Source organism: Clostridium beijerinckii (genome assembly GCF_008705175.1).
GTDB classification, from domain to species: Bacteria; Bacillota; Clostridia; order Clostridiales; family Clostridiaceae; genus Clostridium; species Clostridium beijerinckii.
This window is the reverse complement of sequence record NZ_CP043998.1, coordinates 1793017-1814022: the sequence shown is the minus strand read 5'-3', so window position 1 is coordinate 1814022 and position 21006 is coordinate 1793017. Positions and strand designations below refer to the sequence as shown.

Below are 21006 nucleotides of genomic sequence, written 5' to 3'. Positions count from 1 at the left end.
CTACTTAACTTAAAGTGCTACAAAGCCAATTATACATAAAATTGCTGTAATGCTTGAAAAAATTGTTACTATTTTTACTTCACTCCACCCAACTTGCTCAAAGTGATGATGGATCGGAGACATTCTAAATACTCTTTTACCTGTTAATTTAAATGATGTAACTTGAATTATAACAGACAATGTTTCGATTAAATATATTCCTCCAACTATAATCACAAACAACTCCATTTTTAACATTAATGCTATTGTTCCAATAACTCCCCCTAGAGCTAGCGAACCTGTATCACCCATAAATATCTTTGCAGGGAAAGCATTAAATTTTAAAAATCCAAGTAATGCTCCAGCTAATGCTATTGCAAAAACTGCTACTTCAACATTCTGTGTTCTAAAACCAATGATAGCAAAGAAAGTTAACACTATAACCGTAACTGAAGTTGCAAGTCCATCTATTCCGTCAGTTAAGTTTACAGCATTAGTTACTGCTGCATAATATACTACTATAAATGGTATGTATAGTATTCCTAAATTCAATCTAAAATTTTGATTTATAAATGGAATCAAAATATCTGTACCCACATTTGTATATCCATACCATGCTAAAGCTACTGAAAATAAGACTAGCAAAATCATCTTTTGCGCTGCTCTTAATCCTAGATTATCTTTATGAATTATTTTTAAAATATCATCTAAAAATCCAATAAATCCAAAAGCTAAAAATGAATAAAGTAATATCATTTCTCTACTCATAGGTTTTTGCCCCATAATTAATATAGCTGTAGCTGTAGCTATAAAAAATATAAGCCCTCCCATTGTTGGTGTTCCAGATTTTTTCTGATGACTTTTAGGTCCTTCTTTTCTTATATTTTGACCAAATTTCAACTTGTGTAATATCGGTATAAATATTGGTCCAAGTACTATTGAAAATAAGAACCCCATAATTAATGGTGCTAAAATTTTTGAGTTAATTAATAAGTTTATTGCTTCCCCCATCCAGTGTTGCCTAAAATATCCGAAAGAAAATAATCATGCTAAGTAATTATTTTCTTGAAGATCCTAATTAAGGCAAGTCACCTCCTTCGTGTTATTTTAAATTCTATAGATATTTGGTTATTTCCTCAAATTTTGCACTTCTAGATGCTTTAATTAAAATAGTATCATTTACTTTAATCATATCAGTTAACCTCTGCATTAATTCTTGTTTACTCTCAAACACCATTGTACGCTCTCCAAAGCCTTTCTTATAATACTCTTTAAATTCACCAGTAGTCAATAAAATATCTGCCTTATCTTTCGCAAATTCACCAACTTGGATATGTGCTTCTTCCGCATAATCTCCAAGTTCACCCATAGTTCCAAGTACTGCGATTTTCCTTGATCCAGAATAATTTTTTAGCACTTCAAGTGCAGCTTTCATTGAATCTGGATTAGCATTATAAGAATCATTTATAATAGTAAACTTATCTTTATTTATAACTTCAAGTCTCATAGAAGTAGCATTAAAATTCCCTAACCCCTTTTCCATCTCTTCAAAAGTCAACCCAAAATTTCTTGCTATTTGTATTCCTATAAGTGCGTTTAAAACATTATGTTCTCCGACCATATTTAGAGTAAATCTATAATTTTCATTATCATCAGTAACTACATCAAACGAAGTATTTTCAGATGTTAATTTTATATTCTTAGAGTAAAGATTATAAGTAGAATCATAACCTACTCTCTCTAAATTAAACTTATCACACTCAACTATTGTTTTTAGCATATCATTTTCACAGTTCACTATTAATGAGTTTTTGTTTTCAAAGAAATCTGTTATAGACATCTTCTCTTTAAGTATATTTTCTCTAGTCTTCAAATATTCTATATGAGCCACTCCAATATTAGTTATTGCACCAACATCCGGAAGTGCAATACTCGCCAACTTGTTTATCTCTCCAAAATTACTCATTCCCATTTCAAGGACAGCTATATCATACTCTTTAGAAAGTTCAAATATCATAAGTGGTAATCCAATTTCGTTATTGAAATTTCCTTGAGTTTTAAAAACTTTGTATTTTCCACTTAGAAATGCAGCTACTAAATCTTTTGTTGAAGTCTTACCAGTAGATCCTGTTATCCCAACTACCTTTACTCCAATTTTCTTTCTGTAAAACCTAGCCAAATCTCCTAAAGCTTCTTTAGTATCTTTTACTTTAATAATAGTTCCCCTATTTTTTAACTCTTCAATTTTAAACTTCACATCATCAATTATTATTATAGATGCCCCTTTTTCGATAGCTTGTATTGTATAATCATTGCCATTAAAATTCTCTCCTTTTAATGCAATGAATAAATTATTTTCCTGAATTTTTCTAGTATCAGTTGAAATCTTATTAAAAATACCTTCGTTATTTTTAACTATTATTTCTCCATCCACTGCCTTAATTATTTCCGCTAAATTTAAATCCAAGTTCATCCACCCCTTATTTTCCTGTTAACTTCATCACCAAAATAACAATCCTAAATATCGCTTAAATCCGTCATTGTTACATTATGAATAAGCTACCTAATTGTTCATGTTATCTAATATTTCTTTTACAATTTCTCTTTCATCAAAATGTATAGTTTCATCTTTCAATACTTGGTAAGTTTCATGACCCTTACCCGCAATAACTATTACGTCATTATCTAGAGCTATATCTATAGATTTTTTTATTGCTTCTTTTCTATTTTCTATTACAAAATAATTATCCTTATCAATTCCAGCTTCAATATCTTTTATTATACTTAGAGGTTCCTCACTTCTAGGGTTATCTGATGTCACAATTGTAATATCTGCAATATCTGTAGATATTTTACCCATTTCAGGCCTTTTTACCTTATCCCTGTCTCCCCCACAACCAAATACAGATATCAATCTTCCTTTTGTAAATGCCTTAGCTGTCTTTAATATATTTTCTAAACCATCTGGAGTATGTGCATAATCTATGATGATTTCATAACCTAAATTATATTCTTTTGCTACTCTTTCACATCTTCCCAAAACTACTACATTTTCAATGCCGCTTTTTATATCCTTTATAGGCATACCTAATTTAAAACACGCTGCTATTGCACCTAACGCATTATATATATTATATTCACCTGGTATATTTAAAACAAATTGCTCATCTTCTTTCAAGTTGAGTTTAAATTTGATTTCTCTACTTCCCATTTCTTCATCAAAAGCTTTAAAATCTGAAATGCTTTTTACTGAGAATGAATATATATCATCACATTTTAAATTGTTTAAATCACTAATTACTTGTCTCCCGTAATTATCGTCAACATTAACAATTTTTATTCTAGATCTTTCAAACAATTTAAACTTTGCCTTATAATAATTTTCAAAAGTCTTGTGAAAATCCAAATGATCTCTAGTCAAATTAGTAAATATTCCAACCTGAAATTCAATACCATAAACTCTATCTAATGCTAATGAATGGGAAGACACTTCCATAACACAATACTCTACACCTTTATCAACCATTTCAGAAAATAATTCTTGAAGCTCTAAGGATTCTGGAGTTGTTCTTTCAGTATGAATTTTTTCATCACCTATAAAATTTGCAATAGTTCCGATAAGACCAACTTTTTTATTACTTTCTTCTAAAATATGCTTAATCATAAAAGCTGTAGTAGTTTTCCCATTAGTTCCAGTAACTCCAATTATCTTCATTTTAGAACTAGGATTATCATAATAATTTGCTCCCATTAATGCTAATGCTTTTCTTGTATCATTGCATTTAATAATGGTAATATTCTCATCCTTTATTTCTATATCATCTTGGATTACTATAACTTTTGCTCCGTTTTCAATAGCTTTTTCTATATATTTATGGCCATCAGTTGCATATCCTTTTACACAGACAAAAACATCATCATTGCCAGCTTTTCTGCTATCATAGTTTATTTTGTTAACTTCAATATCAATATCACCCTGAATTGATTCATAATCTATTCCTTTTAAAATACTTTTCAAATTCATATTGAATTCCTCCTAATTAACTTATGGTATATGAATATTTTAATTTATTTTTTATATTAATAATTATTACGTTTAAGAAAATTAAATGCACAATTATTATCTAATCTCAACGAATATGATTTATTTTGTATGTAATGATCCTATGAACTATGAAATCCATTAATTAGAACTTATATGATAAAAAAATATAGCATGCGAGCACCCCCACATGCTAGTATTTTATCATTCGCCAATTTACTTTAAATTTTCCGCAAAAAGCGATTTTAATTTAAATTTCCTATATATCTACCATTATTCTTAATCTTCATAATACGAACTTAAAATCAACTCGGCAGTTGTTCCTTTAGGTATAACTTCACCTTCTGAAATATTCTGTACTGAAACAACTCCATTTCCTTCAAAAGTTGCTGTTATTCCAAGATTTTTTAATAAAGTAGTCGCATCCTCTTTTGAATATCCCCTAACATTTGGCATTACAACATTATTATTATAAGTCGCATCCCCACTTGTGTAAAGAGTTATTTTAGAACCTTCCTTTACTGATGAACCTGGATATGGCTTCATACTTAATATTGTTTCTTCATTTCCATCTATATTAAAATCTAGGCCTTTATCCTTTAATACTTTCTCAGCATCTGAAACTTTCATGTTTCTAACTTCTGGGATAATAATATCCTTAACAATTTTCTCATTAGAAGATGCACTATCTAAATAGTTAAAGATACCTGTAAACAGCATTTTTGCATATGGTACTGCTACTTGTGAAGCATAGTATTCACCGTTACTAGGCTCATCAACAGTTATCATAACTGTAACTTTAGGATCATTAGCTGGAGCCATTCCCACAAATGAAGATATATATTTGCCTTCTCCATACTTACCACCAACAACCTTTTCTGCAGTTCCTGTTTTACCCCCAATGTGATATCCCTCTATAAAAGTTCCAGTTGCTGTTCCTCCAGTTACAACACCTTCAAGATAACTTCTAAGTTCTGCTGTTTTTTCTGCACTTGCGACTGTAGCAGTCGTAGGTTTAAAAGTTTCATCAACAATCTTAACACTATTTTCATCATTATGAGTAATTTCTTTCATTACGTGAGGTTGAATTAGAGTACCTCCATTAGCAATAGCATTAAATGCAGCCATATATTGAACAGAATTTACTGTATTAGTCTGTCCAAATGATATTGTTGCAAGATCCGCTTCTGAAACTTTATCGATTGGTTTCACAATTCCAGATGCCTCCCCTGGTAAGTCAATTCCACTTACTTTTCCGAATCCGAACTTATTAATAGATTCATACAATTTGTCTTTACCAATCATTTGTCCTAATTTTACAAAACACACATTTGATGAATTCTGAATGATTTGAAGTAAATTTTGAAGTTTATTTTCTCGTTCCGCATCCTTCACTACAATTCCACCTACAGATATTGATCCATTATCCACAAATTGTGTATCTTTATTTGCAACATTGTTTTCTAGACCAGATATAGTAGTGATTACTTTAAATATTGATCCTGGTTCAAACGTATCACTTACCAATCTATTTCTCCACATTTTCTGTATCTTATCAGTGAGGTCTGCTCCATCAAATTTACTTGCTCCATCATATGGATTATTAGGATCAAAATCTGGTTTATTTACCATTCCTAGAACTTCTCCAGTCTTAGGATTCATTACTAATATCGAAACTTCTTTAGCTTTATCATCTTTATAGGCTTTTTGTGCTATATTTTCAACAATGTTTTGGATATTTTCATCGATAGTTAAAGTAACATCTTTTCCATTTACAGGTTCCGTATATTGAGAAACTGTATAAGGCAAATCTTCATTATTTTTATCAAGCTCCGCAACCTTCATTCCAGGAATTCCTGACAAATATGAATTATATTGAAGTTCTACACCACTTAATCCTTTGCCATCAGGATCAGTAGTTCCTAAAACATGCGATAGAAAATTATTATTAGGATAATATCTTTTAGTATCTTGCGAAACTATAATTCCATTTATATTAAGTTCTTTTACTTTATCCGCTATATCTTTTTCTATTTTTCGTGCTACAGTCACAGAAAATGCATCTGCCCCACTTGGAAGCTTCTTTTCTAAATCCGCTTTTATTTCTGACACATCCATATTCAATACTTTCGCAATTACGGGTGCAATATCATCGTTTGTTAAGCCACTTCCTTCTGTAGGGATCGGAATTCCTACACTTTTCATATTGGTAAGCTCTTTATTGGGAATGGATTTTACAGATCTTTTCAAGTAATTCCTTATCGAATTTAAATCAAAATCCACTCTATAGACATTAGCAGATACAGCTAGCTCATTTCCATTTCTATCCAGAACCTCTCCTCTTTTAGCATCTATTTTCACTTCACTTGTCCACTGTTCTTCAGCTCTTGCAGAATAGTCTTTTCCATCAACCATCATTATATAAGAGAGTCTAATTATTAATATAGCAAAAATAGCTGTTAATGAAAAAGCGACACTTCTCGTTCTCTTTCGTATTTTTACTTTACTTACATGTTTTTTCTTTTTCAATACCTGTTCCTCCATTTATTTTCCTCTGAATAAAACACTAATTTAGATATTCACCTATTAGCTGAGTATTGCTTTTAACAATTCTAATAAAATACGTAAATATATAACGGATATTATTACTAAAAAATATTAGTATGCGAGAATTCTCACATACTAATATTTTTTCATTTGTATAATTCATACCAAACCCCTTACAAAACATACCCGTTTCGTTTTAAAGTTTTAGTATTAATTTATTCTCACTTTTTAATCCTTATAGTCTGAACTTAATGTCAACTTAACAGTTGTTCCCTTTGTTATAACTTCACCTTGAGAAATATCTTGTTCTGAGACTGCTCCACTTCCTTCAAAGGCAGGCACTATTCCAAGCTTCTTCAATAGTGTATTAGCATCTTCCTTTGAATATCCCCTAACATCAGGCATTACAACATTATTATTATTTGTTCCATCGCTACTTGTATAAAGATTTATTTTTGACCCTTCTTTTACCGAATATCCTGGATATGGTGTTAAGTTTACTACTGACTCCCCATCACCATCTATATTAAAATCTAACTTGGCATCCTTCAACGCTTTTTTAGCATCATCAACTTTCATTCCTCTAACTTCTGGGATAATAACATCTCTAGTAATTTGTCCCATATTTTCATCAGAAAATTTGTTATTAAGGTAATTAAAAATATCAGTAAATAATGGTTTTGCTGGCGGTACAGCTACTTGTGCCGCATAATAAGCACCATTACTTGGTTCATCAATAGTTACCATCATAGTAATTTTAGGATCATCCACAGGCGCCATTCCAACAAATGAAGATATATACTTACCTTCTTGATATCTTCCATCAATAACTTTCTGAGCCGTACCTGTTTTACCGCCTATATGGTAACCTTCTATAAATGTTCCTGTTCCAGATCCCCCAGTAATAACCCTTTCAAGATAACTTCTAAGTTCTGCTGTCTTTTCAGTACTTGCAACTGTTGTTGTCTTGGGCTTAAAAGCTTCATCGACAATATTAACATTATTTTCATCTTCATGAGTGATTTCTTTCATTACATGTGGTTGTATCAAAGTTCCGCCATTAGCAATAGCATTAAACGCAGTCATATATTGAACTGAATTAACCGTATTAGTTTGACCAAAAGATATTGTAGCAAGATCTGCCTCAGAAACCTTATCAACTGGTTTAACAATTCCTTTTGCTTCTCCAGGTAAATCAATTCCACTCGCTTTTCCAAAACCGAATTTATTAATATATTCACATAATTTTTCTTTTCCAATCATTGCCCCAAGCTCCATGAAGCCTACATTACATGAATTTTGAATTATGTCTGGGAATACTTCTGCTCCATGCCCCTGAGTTCTCCAGCACTTAGGAGTAATTCCTCCAACTTTTAATGAACCTCCACAATAAAACTTACTATCCTTATTTACAATGTTTTCTTCAAGACCTGTAATAGCTGTTACTACCTTAAATATTGAACCAGGTTCAAAAGTATCATTTACAAGCCTATTTCTCCACATTTTTTGTACTTTGTCATCTGAATTTGCCCCATCAAATTTATCTGCACCATCACGCGGATTATTAGGATCAAAATCAGGTTTGTTTACCATTGCTAAAACTTCACCTGTTTTAGGATCCATAACAAGAATTGAGACTGCCTTAGCTTTTGTATCATTATAAGCTTGTGTGGCAGCTTTTTCCGCAAAATTTTGTATATTCTCATCAATTGTAAGTGTAACATCTTTACCGTTTACCGGTGCTGTAAACTGAGATATTGTATAAGGTAAATCTCTATTATTTTTATCAAGTTCTGCTATCTTCATTCCAGGAATTCCTGATAAATACGAATTATATTGAAGCTCTACTCCTGTAAGCCCTTTACCATCAACATTAGTACTTCCAAGTACATGTGATAAGAAATTATTATTTGGATAATATCTTTTAGTATCTGGTGATACTAAAACTCCACTTATATTAAGATCTTTTACCTTATCTGCCTGTTCTTTTTCTATCCTTCTAATTAAAGTAGCAGATCCAGCCTTTGCTCCACTTGGAAGCCTTGTTTCAAGCTTATCTTTTACTTTATCTACATCTAAATCTAATGCCTTTGCAATAACAGGCGCAATATCATCAGTTTTTAATCCATCATCTCCAGAAGGTATTGGAATTCCTACACTTTTCATATGCTCTATTTCTGTTTTTGATAAATCCTTTAATCCTCTTGATAAATATGCTCTTATAGAGTTCAAATCGAAGTCTACTCTATAAACATTCGCAGATACCGCTAATTCTTTACCATTCCTATCTAATATCCTTCCTCTTATGGCATCTATTTTTACCTCACTTGTCCACTGTTCTTCTGCTCTTGCTGCATAATCAGCTCTTTTAACTATCATTATATAAGAAAGTCTAAGAGTTAATATTACAAAAACAATTGTCAACGCAAAAGCTGCTATACTCATCCTTTGGCGCATCTTTGCCCTATCTTTATAATTCTTTTTTTTCAACTTTTATTTCCCCCATGCACACTTTCTTTTACATAAAACCCAAAAGAACCAAGATAAAGCCAATTAATTTTCTAATATAATTACTTATTTTTTATTATTTTAAGTAACTTATTATTTTATTAAACTTATTAATTTAGAGAATATGTTCTTACTTTTAGCAGTATTTTCGGAACTTTTAGGTTTTAAATCTTCAAAATAATTCTGTGAAAAATCAACTTTTATAGTTTGTTCTTTTTTGGGAATAGCCATTGCCAATTTGCTTTCAGCATTTTTTTGAATATTATTTAATGAAGAAAATTTCAATATTTTTACTTTTAATGCCTCATTATCTTCTTGTGTTTGTTTTATTTGAGTATCCAAGTTTCTCGCATTGCTTTCCATAGTATAAACCTTGTTATCTCCGTGAATAGTAATAAACCCTAAACTAAATATGACAACTGCCACAGTTAGTAAGTATTTCCTATCATTTTTTCTCCTGTTTTTTAATAGGATATTTTTACTTATAATTTGTTTTCTTCTTTGTATTTGTTTATATTTTTTATCCGGTTTACGTACTCTTGTTTTTCTTTCTGGAGCTAATACTGTATTCCCTTTTATATAATCATATTCTCTTCTTCCCAATTTATTCACATCCCAACTCATTTATAACATAATAATAATTATAATTTCTCAATTACTCTAAGCTTAGCGCTTCTACTCCTTGGATTTTCTTCAATCTCTTCTTTAGTTGGTGCAATACCTTTTTTAGCTATATTTTTAACTAATGGCGATTTTCCACATATACACATTGGAAATTCTTTTGGACAAGTACATGGATTCTCTAATTCTCTAAACTTTAATTTCACTATTCTATCTTCCAAAGAATGGAAAGTTATAATAGCCATTCTTCCACCCTTATTTAATCTATTCACTCCATCCTCTATAGTTTTATTAAGTATCTTTAATTCTGAATTAACTTCTATTCTAATTGCCTGAAAAGTTCTTTTAGCCGGATGAGGCCCTTCTCTTCTCATCTTTGCTGGAATTGCAGCCTTGATAATGTCTACAAGTTCAAAAGTTGTTTCTATAGGCTTCTCAATTCTTCTATTTATAATAAAATTCGCAATCCTTTTAGCAAATCTTTCTTCACCATAGTCCTTTATTATTTTATATAAGCTGTCCTCATCGTAATTATTTACAATATTGTACGCTGAAAAATCATTTTCTCTATTCATTCTCATATCTAACGGAGCATCTTTCATATAACTAAAACCTCTTGATGCTTCATCAAGTTGATATGATGAAACTCCAAGATCCATCAAGATTCCATCAACCTTTTCAATATCTAGATCGTTTAAAATACTATCAATATTATAAAAATTGCTATGAACATACTTTACATTTTCAAAATCTTTAAGTTTTTCTTTTGCTGCCTTTAGAGCGTCTTGGTCTTGATCTATCCCAATAAGCATCCCATCTTTAGAAAGATTGCTTAAGATATGAGATGAGTGTCCTGCTCCTCCTAAAGTACCATCAACATAAATCCCATTTTCCTTTATGTTTAATGCCTCTATACATTCATTTAATAAAACCGATACATGTTTAAATTCCATAATAAAAACTCCTTATATTCCTAAATCATTCATTTTTTCTGCAATTGAATCAAAGTCTATATTTGATTCGTTATATTCGCTCCACTTTTCCTTGCTCCATATTTCTACTCTAGATAATACTCCAATACTTACTATGTCCTTTTCTATACCTGCATATTCCTTTAAATTTTGTGGAATCAATCCTCTTCCTTGCTTGTCTAACTCGACTTCACAAGCTCCAGAAAAAAAGAACCTCACAAAGGATCTAGCATCCTTATTTGTTAAAGGTAAAGTTTTTAATTTATCCTCCAATATTCTCCATTCATCAAGCGGATAAGCATACAAACACCCATCAAGTCCTTTGGTAATAACAAATTTATTACCAAGTCCATCTCTTAGCTTTGCTGGAACAATTATTCTATTTTTAGGATCTAACGCATGTTGATATTCCCCAATGAACAATATTCTCAGCTCCTACTTTTATTGATTAGGTAATTTCCCTCTATTTTAAACCACTTAACACCACTTTTAACCACTTTATCTATACTTATTCTATAGAAACATGATATTTCCTTCTTTAAACTTATATTTTTTTGTATAAATAAAAATAGCTGCTTCAAAAATAATAAAACTTATTTCTGAAGCAGCTTTCATGGAGCAAAGCTTGAGTTATTATATTTTAATCTCTTAATGTAGCTCCAAGCTTATATTCTAAAGATTTTAGGATTTTTTCATGAACTTTATTAACATCTTTATCTGTTAATGTTTTATTTTCATCTCTGTACCAGATTGCATAAGCTATACTCTTTTTACCATCTGGAATTTGTTTTCCTTTATATATATCAAATAATTCTACTTTTTCAACTAAATTTCCACCAGCTCTTTTTATTGTATCATCAATTTCTTGGACCAAAAGACTATCATCAACAAGTAATGCAATATCTCGTGTTACTGCTGGGAATTTTGGAAGTGCTTTATATTTTTTATCCATATCAGCATTTTCATATAAAACATCCAAATCTAATTCTGCTACATAACAAGGCACATCCAAACCGTAATTTTCGCATACATCTAAATGAACTTCTCCTAAAGTTCCAGCATTAGTTCTGCCAACAACTATCTTAGCTGTTTTTCCAGGATGGTAACTTACATTTTCGCTCTCTCTTTCATATTTAACACTCTTTATACCTAATCCATCAGTTATATTTTCAACAACACCTTTAAGATCTAAGTAGTCACAATCTCCATAAATACCTATAGTTAAAATATTCTTTTCTGTTGGAAGTTTTGTTTCATCCACATTTGGAATGTAAACTTTCCCCATTTCAAACAATCTTACATATGAGTTATTTCTAGAATAATTTCTTCCAAGTGATTCCATCATTGATGGAAGTGTTGAAGTTCTCATCACACTATAATCTTCCCCTAATGGATTTCTTATCTTAACTACATTTCTAAGGTCACTATCTTCTGGTAAATTAATTTTATCAAAAACCTTTGGAGATACAAACGAATAACTGATAGATTGATTTAATCCACTTCCTGTAGCAAGCATCACTACTCTATTATCTAATAATCCTTTTCTATATCTTGGCTCTCTTTCCGTAGAAACTTTAAAAATTGTTGTAGGAATTTTTTCATATCCATAAATTCTTGCAATTTCCTCAGCTATATCTTCTCTAATTGCAATATCAACTCTAAAAGTTGGAGCTGTCACAACTAAGTTATCACCATTTATTTCTGTAAATAAATCAACACTATCTAAACATCTCTTCATCTCTTCTTTAGAAAGATCTGTTCCAAGGAAGCTGTTTACCCAATTTGATTCAACAGTTACAGTTGATACTTCTTTCTTGTTATTGTAAACATCTATAGTACCTTCCATAACTTCTCCGGCATCTAATTCACAGATTAATCTACATGCTCTATTTAATGCAATTTCAGCTAAGTTAGGATCTATATCTTTTTCAAATCTCCCAGACGCTTCTGTTCTTAGATTTAATTTCTTTGAATTTACTCTTATGTTAGTTCCATCAAAATTTGCACATTCAAAAACAACTTCTGTAGTATCTTCTTTTATTTCTGAGTTTAAACCACCCATTATTCCAGCAAGACCGATAATATTTTCTCCATCTTTAATGCAAAGCATCGAATCATCTAATTCTCTTTCTACTTCATCTAAAGTTGTAAACTTTTCTCCTCTCTTTGCTCTTTCAATTACTATTTTATTCGTAGCAATTTCTCTTTTATCAAAAGCATGCATTGGTTCACCAGTTTCAAGCATAACAAAATTTGTTATATCAACTATATTATTTATTGGTCTTATACCAGCTTCAAGAAGTCTCTCTTGCATCCAGCCTGGTGATGGCTGAACTTTAACATTTTTCACGCCTCTTGCCATATACCTATTGCAAAGAGTATCTTTAACTTCAACAGTTAACTCTTCATTTATATTTTTAGAATTTTTAATTTTATATTCTAAATTTGGCATTTTATAAGTTTTTCTAAGAGCTGCTGCTGTTTCTCTTGCCATCCCTACCATACTTAGGCAGTCAGGTCTGTTTGAAGTAATTTCAAAATCTAAGATAGCTTTATTTAATCCTAAAAGTTCCTTAATATCAACTCCAAGCTTAGTATCAGTAGGTAAGATCATCAATCCATGAACTGGCTCATCTCCAGCTGTACCTAATTCTTCTTCTGAGCAGAACATACCATTAGATACTACTCCTCTAAGTTTTCCTTTTTTTATTTTAGTTCCGTCAGCAAGTGTTGAACCATGAAGAGCAACCGGCACAACATCTTGCTCTTTCATGTTCGTTGCTGCTGTAACTATTTGTATTTGTTCACTTCCTATATCAACTTGACATATGCTTAACTTATCTGCATCAGGATGTTTTTCAATATTAGTAATTTTTCCTGTAACTACATTTTGAATTACATCTCCTTGGATAACAAGTTCTTCTAGTTGTGAACCAGTTAAAGTTAATTTATCTCCTAATTCCTTAGGACTAACATTTATATCAACATAATCTTTAAGCCAATTATATGGTACTTTCATTTTGTTTCCTCCTTTTATTGCTGGGTATAGAATAATATTTTAATCCAATTTCTTCACTAACCCTCATTTTTAATATTCAAAAAATCTTAGTTGTAGCATAACTGCTTTTTTAAGGTGATAAGTTCGTAATTGAAACATAACTGCTTTTTTTAAGTTAATAAGTTTTTAATTGCAGCATAGCTGCTTTTTTCATATGGGCATATCTTTAGAATATATATGGTAATATTCTTCAGAATAAATATTCCTAAGAATGTATATTCTTAAATTCTTGAATTTCAAATAAAACTAAGCTTTTAGAATTGATTTAAGAATCTCATATCACTTTCATATAATAATCTTATATCATCTATCCCATACTTTAGCATTACCATTCTATCAACACCAAAACCAAAAGCAAATCCACTATATACTTCTGGATCAAGTCCGCAGTTTCTAAGAACATTTGGATGAACCATTCCGCAACCTAAAAGTTCTATCCAACCGCTGCCTTTACATACTCTACAGCCTTCACCGCCACACACAAAGCATGTTGCATCCATTTCAGCAGATGGCTCTGTAAATGGGAAGTGATGTGGTCTGAATTTAGTTTGAACCTTGTCTCCAAACATTTTTTTTGCAAATAATTCTAATGTTCCTTTTAAATCAGCAAATGTAACTCCTTTATCTATAACTAATCCTTCCATTTGATAGAATATAGGTGAATGTGTAGCATCTACTGAATCTGATCTATATACTTTACCAGGGGAAATCATCTTTATTGGTGGTTTTTGATTTTCCATAGTTCTAACTTGAATTGGTGAAGTCTGAGTTCTAAGTACTATATTATCATTTATATATAAAGTATCTTGTTCACTTCTAGCCGGATGATCCTTAGGGATATTTAGAGCTTCAAAATTATAATGATCATATTCAACTTCAGGTCCATCTTCAATTGTGAACCCCATTGAAACGAAAATTTCTTCCATACTTTGAAGAGTCAAATCTAACGGATGCCTCTTTCCTATAACTTTCTTTCTTCCTGGAAGAGAAATATCTATAGTTTCACCAGCAAGCTTTTCAGCCTTTTCTTTATCTTTAATAGCTTTTAACACGCTTTCTAATTTTTCTTCAACAGCAGCTTTAGCTTCATTAACTAATTTTCCTACAATAGGTCTTTCTTCTGGAGAAAGATTCCCCATACCTCTTAATATTGTAGTAAGCTCCCCTTTTTTTCCTAAGAACTTAACTCTAATTTCTTCTAATTCACTGCTAGTTTTAACAGCTTCAATTTTGCTTAATGCAAGTTCTTGTAATTCTTTAAGTTTTTCTTTCATTATTGTTTCTCCTTTCAATAAGACATATAAAAATAATAATAGACCTATAAATATTTCTTTTAAAATCATTTGTTGGTAATTAAAAAGATTTTTTGCATAAAAAAAAACGCCACCTCATAAAAAGGGACGAATTATCCGCGTTACCACCCTAATTGGAACTAAAAAGTACCCAACTCAATTTAATTAACGACTCTTCTTGCCGCTAGCTACTACTATAAATTTCACAGCTAGAACTCCTGAGCGAACTTCAATATTATATTATTTAAGAAGGCTTACAGTCTATGACCTTCTCTCCCTTAAAACTTTTCTAATATCTACTCTCTCATTCACAGTTTTTCAATGTTCAATTAATACAACTCATTATACAAATAAATATATAAAATATCAATACTATTTTCAAAATTTATATATAAATCCACTGCTTTTTTAATATACCATATTTATAAGTATATTACCAAATCAAATTAAATATTTTATCTTAACATGATTATTCTATTTTAAATATAAAGCCTCTGAACACCAGATGTTTCCTATAAATATTTATATATTTTAAAATTTACATAGATAAATATATAAATTTTAAAATTTTTTCATATTAATATAGATTCCTAGAAATATTCAAATCTACTTTCATTCTTAAATAGTTTCAAATTTTCCTAGAAACCTATTAATATACTTTCCTATTTTAATAAGATTTAATCACAATTGATTTTGTCTTACTTTCTCATACATTATAACAGATGAAGCTACTGCTACATTTAAAGATTCAGCATTGCCTGGCATTGGTATCTTAACCTTAGTATCCGCCATCTCTAACACTTCTCTACTTACTCCATTTCCTTCATTCCCAACAGTTAAGAGAACTCTCCCTCTTAAATCTGCTTGAAAGAAATTTTTATCTGTATCTAAGGATGTCACTACTAAATTAAAACCTTTCCCCTTTAATTCTTTTACCAAAGAGAGATTCTCATCATCATAATAAATAGGAATATAAAATATAGATCCCATTGTAGATCTAATTGTCTTTTCATTATATATATCCACAGTACCCTTTGTTAATATAATTTCTTGTACTCCAGCTGCATGTGCAGTTCTTATTATAGTCCCTAGATTCCCTGGATCTTGCACCTTGTCACAAAGCAAGTAAAAATCTCCATCGAATTTCGATTCCATTGTATTCATTTTTATAACTGCAAGTATTCCTTGAGGATTTTCTGTAGAAATAAGTTCTTTAAATAAATTGCTAGAAATTTCATAAATCTTAATTTCACCATTTATATATTTCCCCAAAAATTCGTCTACTTTATCATGTGCATCTTCAGTCACAATTAGGTAATCCACATCGACTTTGGCCTTAAATGCCTCTTGAACTAATCTAAATCCTTCAATTATATATCTACTTGTTTTAGTCCTATTTTTTCTTTCTTTAAGCTTTTTTGTATTCTTAAATAAATTATTTTCTTTACTTTCTATATATATCAAAGTTTTACACCTCAAAACTATAGGATTATGGAAAAATAATAGTATTATTATTTATATTTGAATATAAAAATAAAATGCGGCATAAGCCGCATTTTATGTACTAAGCATTTAATTGTTTCTTAGCAACTTCTACTAATTCAGTAAATGCCTTTGGATCATTTATAGCTATTTCAGATAACATCTTTCTGTTGATGTCTATTCCAGCTAATTTGATTCCATTCATGAATTTAGAATATGATAAGTTGTTTATTCTTGTAGCCGCGTTAATTCTAGCTATCCATAAACTTCTATAATCTCTCTTCTTATTCTTTCTTCCAACATAAGAATTTCTTAATGCTCTTATTACTGATTCATTAGCAGTTTTATATAACTTACTTTTTCCACCGTAGTATCCTTTTGCAAGTTTTAAAACTTTTTTATGATTTTTACGAGAATTCTTCGCTCTCTTTACTCTTGCCATTACTTAAACCTCCTGCATTACCCCTATATTATAGGTATGGTAATAATTTCTTCATTACTTTTAATTGTGAATCTGAAACATATCCAGCTTTTCTAAGATGTCTCTTAGTTTTTGAACTCTTCTTTGTTAAGATATGGCTTCTAAATGCCTTACCTCTCTTAAGTTTTCCTGTACCTGTTTTTCTGAATCTTTTTGCTGCACCTCTATGAGTTTTCATTTTTGGCATGATTAAATCCTCCTCTCAAGTTACGCCTTTTTAGGCCCTAAAACCATTGTCATATTTCTGCCTTCTCTTTTAGGTCTTTTTTCTACTAGGCAGACATCTTCTAATTTAGCTGCAAAGTTATCAAGAATTTTTTGTCCCATGTGGGCAAGTTCCATTTCCCTACCTCTAAATCTTACAGTGATTTTAACTTTATCTCCTTCTAATAGGAACTTTCTGGCATTTTTTGCTTTTATATCAATGTCATGTTCCTCAATAGTTAGACTACATCTTACTTCTTTAATAGATATGATTTTTTGCTTTTTCTTAGCATCTTTTTCTTTTTTAGATTGCTCATATACATACTTACCATAGTCCATAATTCTACAAACTGGTGGTTTCGCAGTAGGAGACATCATAACTAAATCCATATCTTTTTCTTCAGCAAGTTTTTTTGCTTCAATAGTTGGGACAATCCCTAATGGTTCCCCGTTACTTCCTATTAGTCTAATCTCTTTTTCTCTAATCTCTTCATTCATAGAAAAATCTTTATTAATATTTTTCACCTCCGAAAAACTATATACATAATAAAAAGACGGCATAACTGCCGCCTCAAATTATCAATACTCAATGTATAGACACACATAAAACCCATACTAGTAAATTCAACACTGCAGGGTGAGAAACGGCTGTTTCTTCTTAACATGTATGAGTATATCATTGTTGTTAATCCATGTCAATATTTTTTTGCTATTATTTGACCAATTTTATTATAGTCGCTATTTGCTTCATAAAAATGAACCTTATCTCCAAATACATTTTGAATAGTATCTAAAAATTCTTTATTGCTACATTTTTCTTTTCCATAGATATTTATATTTTCAGGTGCACTTGTTATTAGTCCGCTAATTAATATATCTTCCATATTTAATTCAGCTTTATTTTGATCTGTTGCGATTTCACTGAAAAAATCGTAATATAAATCTTTGCCTTCCTTATCTCTTACTATATAATTATTATCTTCTACTATTATATTTATTTCTTCTATTTTACATTCCTGTATTTCTACAAAGTACTTTAGTAGTTTTATAAATTCCTTATATTCTTTTTCCACCATATATCTTTCTACTACTTTATCTATAACTTTTTCTATATCCTCTCTTAATTTTCTCATCCTAAAAGTTATAAATCCATCTATATTAATCTCTTGTTTTTCACTTATGCAGTCTCTAATCTTTTCTACCATAGAATTAATTTTATTTAAACAAAATATAGTATCCTCATTTGCATCTACTTCTTCATACTTTAACACCTTTAGTATTTGATCTTCAACCTCTAATATTTCAGATTGCTTTAAGAAAAAATAATTATCCGTTATAAATTCAAACATTTCCTTTTTTCTATAATTATCAATAACTATTCTATATAAAATATTACTAACATATAAGTTAATAATCTCTTTTACTTTTTCATTATAACAATTTTCTTCACAAATTATCTTTATTATATGAGTTTTTCCTTCTATACTTTCAACAAATCCTATTAAAATCTCCTTCTTCTTTAGTAGCTCTTTTAGCTCTTGCAGGTCACGGGAAAAAGTCAAGTCTTCACTATAAGCTAATTTTAAAATAAGCATGGATTTCACTCCCTTCTTAATATTAGTATGTATTAAAAATTTGAGGATATGCAAAATTCATATGATATATTTCTAGTTGATAAAATATTAATTTTTATACATTCTAGCAGTTACTTAATTGACATATCTGTCTTTAAAGCGCAAAATATAATTTAAAATAATAATTTCAGTATTGATTATTTTGCCTTTAAATATCAGTTATACATTCTTATAAGGAGAATTTATATGCATTGTTTTGTCGATTATAGAATTACTAAAGAAGAATTACTTAGCCTTTCCAAACTAGACCTAAAACCAATATTAGTCCCTAAATGTAATGATGTTTATGATGCCATAAATGGTCATCCTGATATTCAATTAAATGTACTAAAAAATGATTCATTTAATAAGATAATTATCCAACGAAATATCTCAGAAAATTTCAAAGAGATCCTTAAATTAAACGACATAAATTATATTGTTTCAAAAAACACATTGTCCAATACATATCCAAACGATATTATTTTAAATTCTTTAATTTTAGAAAACTATTTTATACATACTTTAAAATATAGCGATGAAAATCTCTTAAACTCTCAAAATTCAAAAATACACATTGATGTTCCTCAAGGTTACACAAAATGTTCTATTCTCCCTGTTAGAGAAAAAGCCTTAATCACAAGTGATAAAGGGATTTTTAATTCTCTTAAAAATTACGATTTTGACATCCTTCTGCTTCCTCCCGGAGATATACTACTACCTTCACTAAATTATGGTTTTATAGGCGGGGTCGGTGGTATGGTCTTTAATAATAAGATGGCTTTCTTTGGTGATTTAGATAGTTACACATGGGGAGATCAAATAAAGAAATTTCTTTTTAAATATGACATCTTACCCATTGCACTAAGAAAAGGGAAATTAATAGATCGAGGTAGTCTATTTACCCTATAACCATGTCCACTATATAATATGATTTCTACTTTTTTATGTTACTTTTAAATAAATATAAAGAAGATAGCATTCACACTAATAATGTAATTACTATCTTCTTTATATTCACCTTGTCATTCTATTCTTTATTTCATCAGTCAATTTTTCTGCTTTTGACTTTACTAATTCTCCTACGTTTCTCATTTCATTCCCCATATCTTCTGCCAAACCTTTCATTTCGTAACCCATTTTTTCTGCCATTTCTTTTATTTCCTTAGTTAAATCTAACATCATAGTATCTCCTTTCATATAATAATTTACGCAATTTATAATACCATCAATAAAAATTTTTTTTATACCAAAAGTTTACCCCAAAATAGGAATATTATTATAGAAATTCGGCTAAATTAATTTTTACTTACAAACAAAAATAACTTTTATCTAAATATAAAAATTAAGCTAATAGATATTTTCTTATCCATTAGCTTAGTTTCACGCCTTTTCTCTTACTATTCAGCAAAATGTTAATTTACTAACTAATTATTCTAAAAGTTCTTTAGACATTCTATTGTAGTCAGAATCATGTAAATTCATAACATTTGGTTATATTCTTAAGTTATTTTTATACTCAGTTCTAAAAATACAATAATACAATGTGGTTACCTCTTTATTATTTAAAAATTTTAATCTCTCGAACTTTTTAAATTTATATTTGAATCCGCACTTTTCAATTACTCTTTTTGAGTTGTTGTTAAAATCAAAATGTGCGCACCAAATTAATTCTAAATTTAGTTTATTAAACCCATAGTCCACTAAAGATTTTACAGCTTCAGGAACGATTTCTTTTCCCCAGTATCTAGGATTGAGAGCATACCCCACTTCTTTCTGATTTAGTTTCAACAAATTATTATCAGGCTTTCTATCATGAAGCCCTATGCTACCAATAACTTTATTTTCTGATTTTAAAACTATAGCATATGTTTCATTATTTCTAATAAACATTCTTATTATTTTTCTACTTTCATCCTCATCTTTATGCGGCATCCAACCAGCGTTAGGACCCACCAACTCACTTTTGGCATATTCATATAAATCTTTGTAATCATCCTCTTTCCATGTTCTTAATAGCAATCTATCAGTAACCAAATCCTCCATCTTGCTTCCCCCTTATATAATCTGGTCAAATATCTAATTACGCCTCCAGCATATCCTCTTTTCGTTTCTAGCACATTGAATTAAAAGTTTTATCAAGTAAAGTCTCTAAACAATTATCAACATTCTTTAATTTATAGACACACGAATTTTATTACTAAAATT

At 30.0% G+C, this 21006-nt stretch carries 18 protein-coding genes and 1 other annotated feature; of the genes, 1 reads left to right on the top strand and 17 read right to left on the bottom strand.

What is annotated here, in order from left to right; translation table 11 throughout:
- Positions 1-9: 9 nt before the first annotated feature.
- The 15 genes from mraY to ytxC all read right to left on the bottom strand — a co-directional run bounded on the left by mraY (position 10) and on the right by ytxC (position 18780).
- A complete protein-coding gene (gene mraY / locus F3K33_RS08205) occupies positions 10-990 on the bottom strand; it encodes a phospho-N-acetylmuramoyl-pentapeptide-transferase (protein ID WP_011968908.1) in 981 nt (326 codons plus the stop codon).
- Between the two features lie 103 nt (positions 991-1093).
- Positions 1094-2446 (bottom strand): UDP-N-acetylmuramoyl-tripeptide--D-alanyl-D-alanine ligase, encoded by a 1353-nt coding sequence (locus F3K33_RS08200; RefSeq protein ID WP_039770595.1) that lies wholly within the window; start codon positions 2444-2446, stop codon positions 1094-1096.
- 96 nt (positions 2447-2542) lie between these two features.
- Positions 2543-4003: a UDP-N-acetylmuramoyl-L-alanyl-D-glutamate--2,6-diaminopimelate ligase gene (locus tag F3K33_RS08195; protein ID WP_039770597.1), complete on the bottom strand. Its 1461-nt coding sequence runs from the start codon at positions 4001-4003 to the stop codon at positions 2543-2545.
- A gap of 297 nt (positions 4004-4300) precedes the next feature.
- Positions 4301-6550, bottom strand: coding sequence for a stage V sporulation protein D (locus F3K33_RS08190; protein ID WP_470294977.1), 2250 nt, complete (start codon positions 6548-6550; stop codon positions 4301-4303).
- A gap of 246 nt (positions 6551-6796) precedes the next feature.
- The gene (locus tag F3K33_RS08185) at positions 6797-9058 is read right to left on the bottom strand and encodes a stage V sporulation protein D (protein WP_023974740.1); all 2262 of its coding nucleotides are present in this window, start codon (positions 9056-9058) and stop codon (positions 6797-6799) included.
- A 111-nt stretch (positions 9059-9169) separates the two neighbouring features.
- Complete coding sequence (locus F3K33_RS08180) at positions 9170-9688, bottom strand: FtsB/FtsL family cell division protein (RefSeq protein WP_023974741.1); 519 nt, start codon at positions 9686-9688, stop codon at positions 9170-9172.
- A gap of 29 nt (positions 9689-9717) precedes the next feature.
- Positions 9718-10650 carry a 16S rRNA (cytosine(1402)-N(4))-methyltransferase RsmH gene (rsmH, locus tag F3K33_RS08175; protein ID WP_011968902.1) on the bottom strand — a complete coding sequence of 311 codons (933 nt, stop codon included), beginning with the start codon at positions 10648-10650 and terminating at the stop codon, positions 9718-9720.
- 12 nt (positions 10651-10662) lie between these two features.
- Positions 10663-11091 carry a division/cell wall cluster transcriptional repressor MraZ gene (gene mraZ / locus F3K33_RS08170; RefSeq protein ID WP_011968901.1) on the bottom strand — a complete coding sequence of 143 codons (429 nt, stop codon included), beginning with the start codon at positions 11089-11091 and terminating at the stop codon, positions 10663-10665.
- Between the two features lie 217 nt (positions 11092-11308).
- On the bottom strand, positions 11309-13687 hold the full coding sequence (gene pheT / locus F3K33_RS08165; protein WP_011968900.1) for a phenylalanine--tRNA ligase subunit beta: 2379 nt from the start codon (positions 13685-13687) through the stop codon (positions 11309-11311).
- Positions 13688-13980: 293 nt separating this feature from the next.
- A complete protein-coding gene (pheS, locus tag F3K33_RS08160; protein WP_011968899.1) occupies positions 13981-15000 on the bottom strand; it encodes a phenylalanine--tRNA ligase subunit alpha in 1020 nt (339 codons plus the stop codon).
- A 119-nt stretch (positions 15001-15119) separates the two neighbouring features.
- Positions 15120-15339: a binding site (T-box leader), on the bottom strand.
- A 360-nt stretch (positions 15340-15699) separates the two neighbouring features.
- On the bottom strand, positions 15700-16482 hold the full coding sequence (locus tag F3K33_RS08155; RefSeq protein WP_011968898.1) for a TrmH family RNA methyltransferase: 783 nt from the start codon (positions 16480-16482) through the stop codon (positions 15700-15702).
- A 100-nt stretch (positions 16483-16582) separates the two neighbouring features.
- A complete protein-coding gene (gene rplT, locus F3K33_RS08150; protein WP_011968897.1) occupies positions 16583-16942 on the bottom strand; it encodes a 50S ribosomal protein L20 in 360 nt (119 codons plus the stop codon).
- A 28-nt stretch (positions 16943-16970) separates the two neighbouring features.
- Positions 16971-17168, bottom strand: a complete 198-nt coding sequence (gene rpmI / locus F3K33_RS08145) for a 50S ribosomal protein L35 (protein WP_011968896.1) — start codon at positions 17166-17168, stop codon at positions 16971-16973.
- Between the two features lie 20 nt (positions 17169-17188).
- Positions 17189-17746: a translation initiation factor IF-3 gene (gene infC, locus F3K33_RS08140; RefSeq protein WP_011968895.1), complete on the bottom strand. Its 558-nt coding sequence runs from the start codon at positions 17744-17746 to the stop codon at positions 17189-17191.
- A 134-nt stretch (positions 17747-17880) separates the two neighbouring features.
- Positions 17881-18780 (bottom strand): putative sporulation protein YtxC, encoded by a 900-nt coding sequence (gene ytxC / locus F3K33_RS08135; protein ID WP_011968894.1) that lies wholly within the window; start codon positions 18778-18780, stop codon positions 17881-17883.
- 225 nt (positions 18781-19005) lie between these two features.
- Here ytxC and F3K33_RS08130 point away from each other — a divergent pair, with 225 nt between their 5' ends.
- Positions 19006-19710, top strand: coding sequence for a DUF6873 family GME fold protein (locus F3K33_RS08130; protein ID WP_039770600.1), 705 nt, complete (start codon positions 19006-19008; stop codon positions 19708-19710).
- A gap of 105 nt (positions 19711-19815) precedes the next feature.
- On the opposite strand, the gene F3K33_RS08125 is transcribed toward F3K33_RS08130, so the two are convergent.
- Both F3K33_RS08125 and F3K33_RS08120 read right to left on the bottom strand, forming a co-directional pair.
- Entirely contained in the window at positions 19816-19983 is a 168-nt protein-coding gene (locus F3K33_RS08125) for a hypothetical protein (protein ID WP_241394152.1), read from the bottom strand.
- Between the two features lie 309 nt (positions 19984-20292).
- Positions 20293-20844 carry a GNAT family N-acetyltransferase gene (locus F3K33_RS08120; protein WP_011968891.1) on the bottom strand — a complete coding sequence of 184 codons (552 nt, stop codon included), beginning with the start codon at positions 20842-20844 and terminating at the stop codon, positions 20293-20295.
- Positions 20845-21006: the final 162 nt, after the last annotated feature.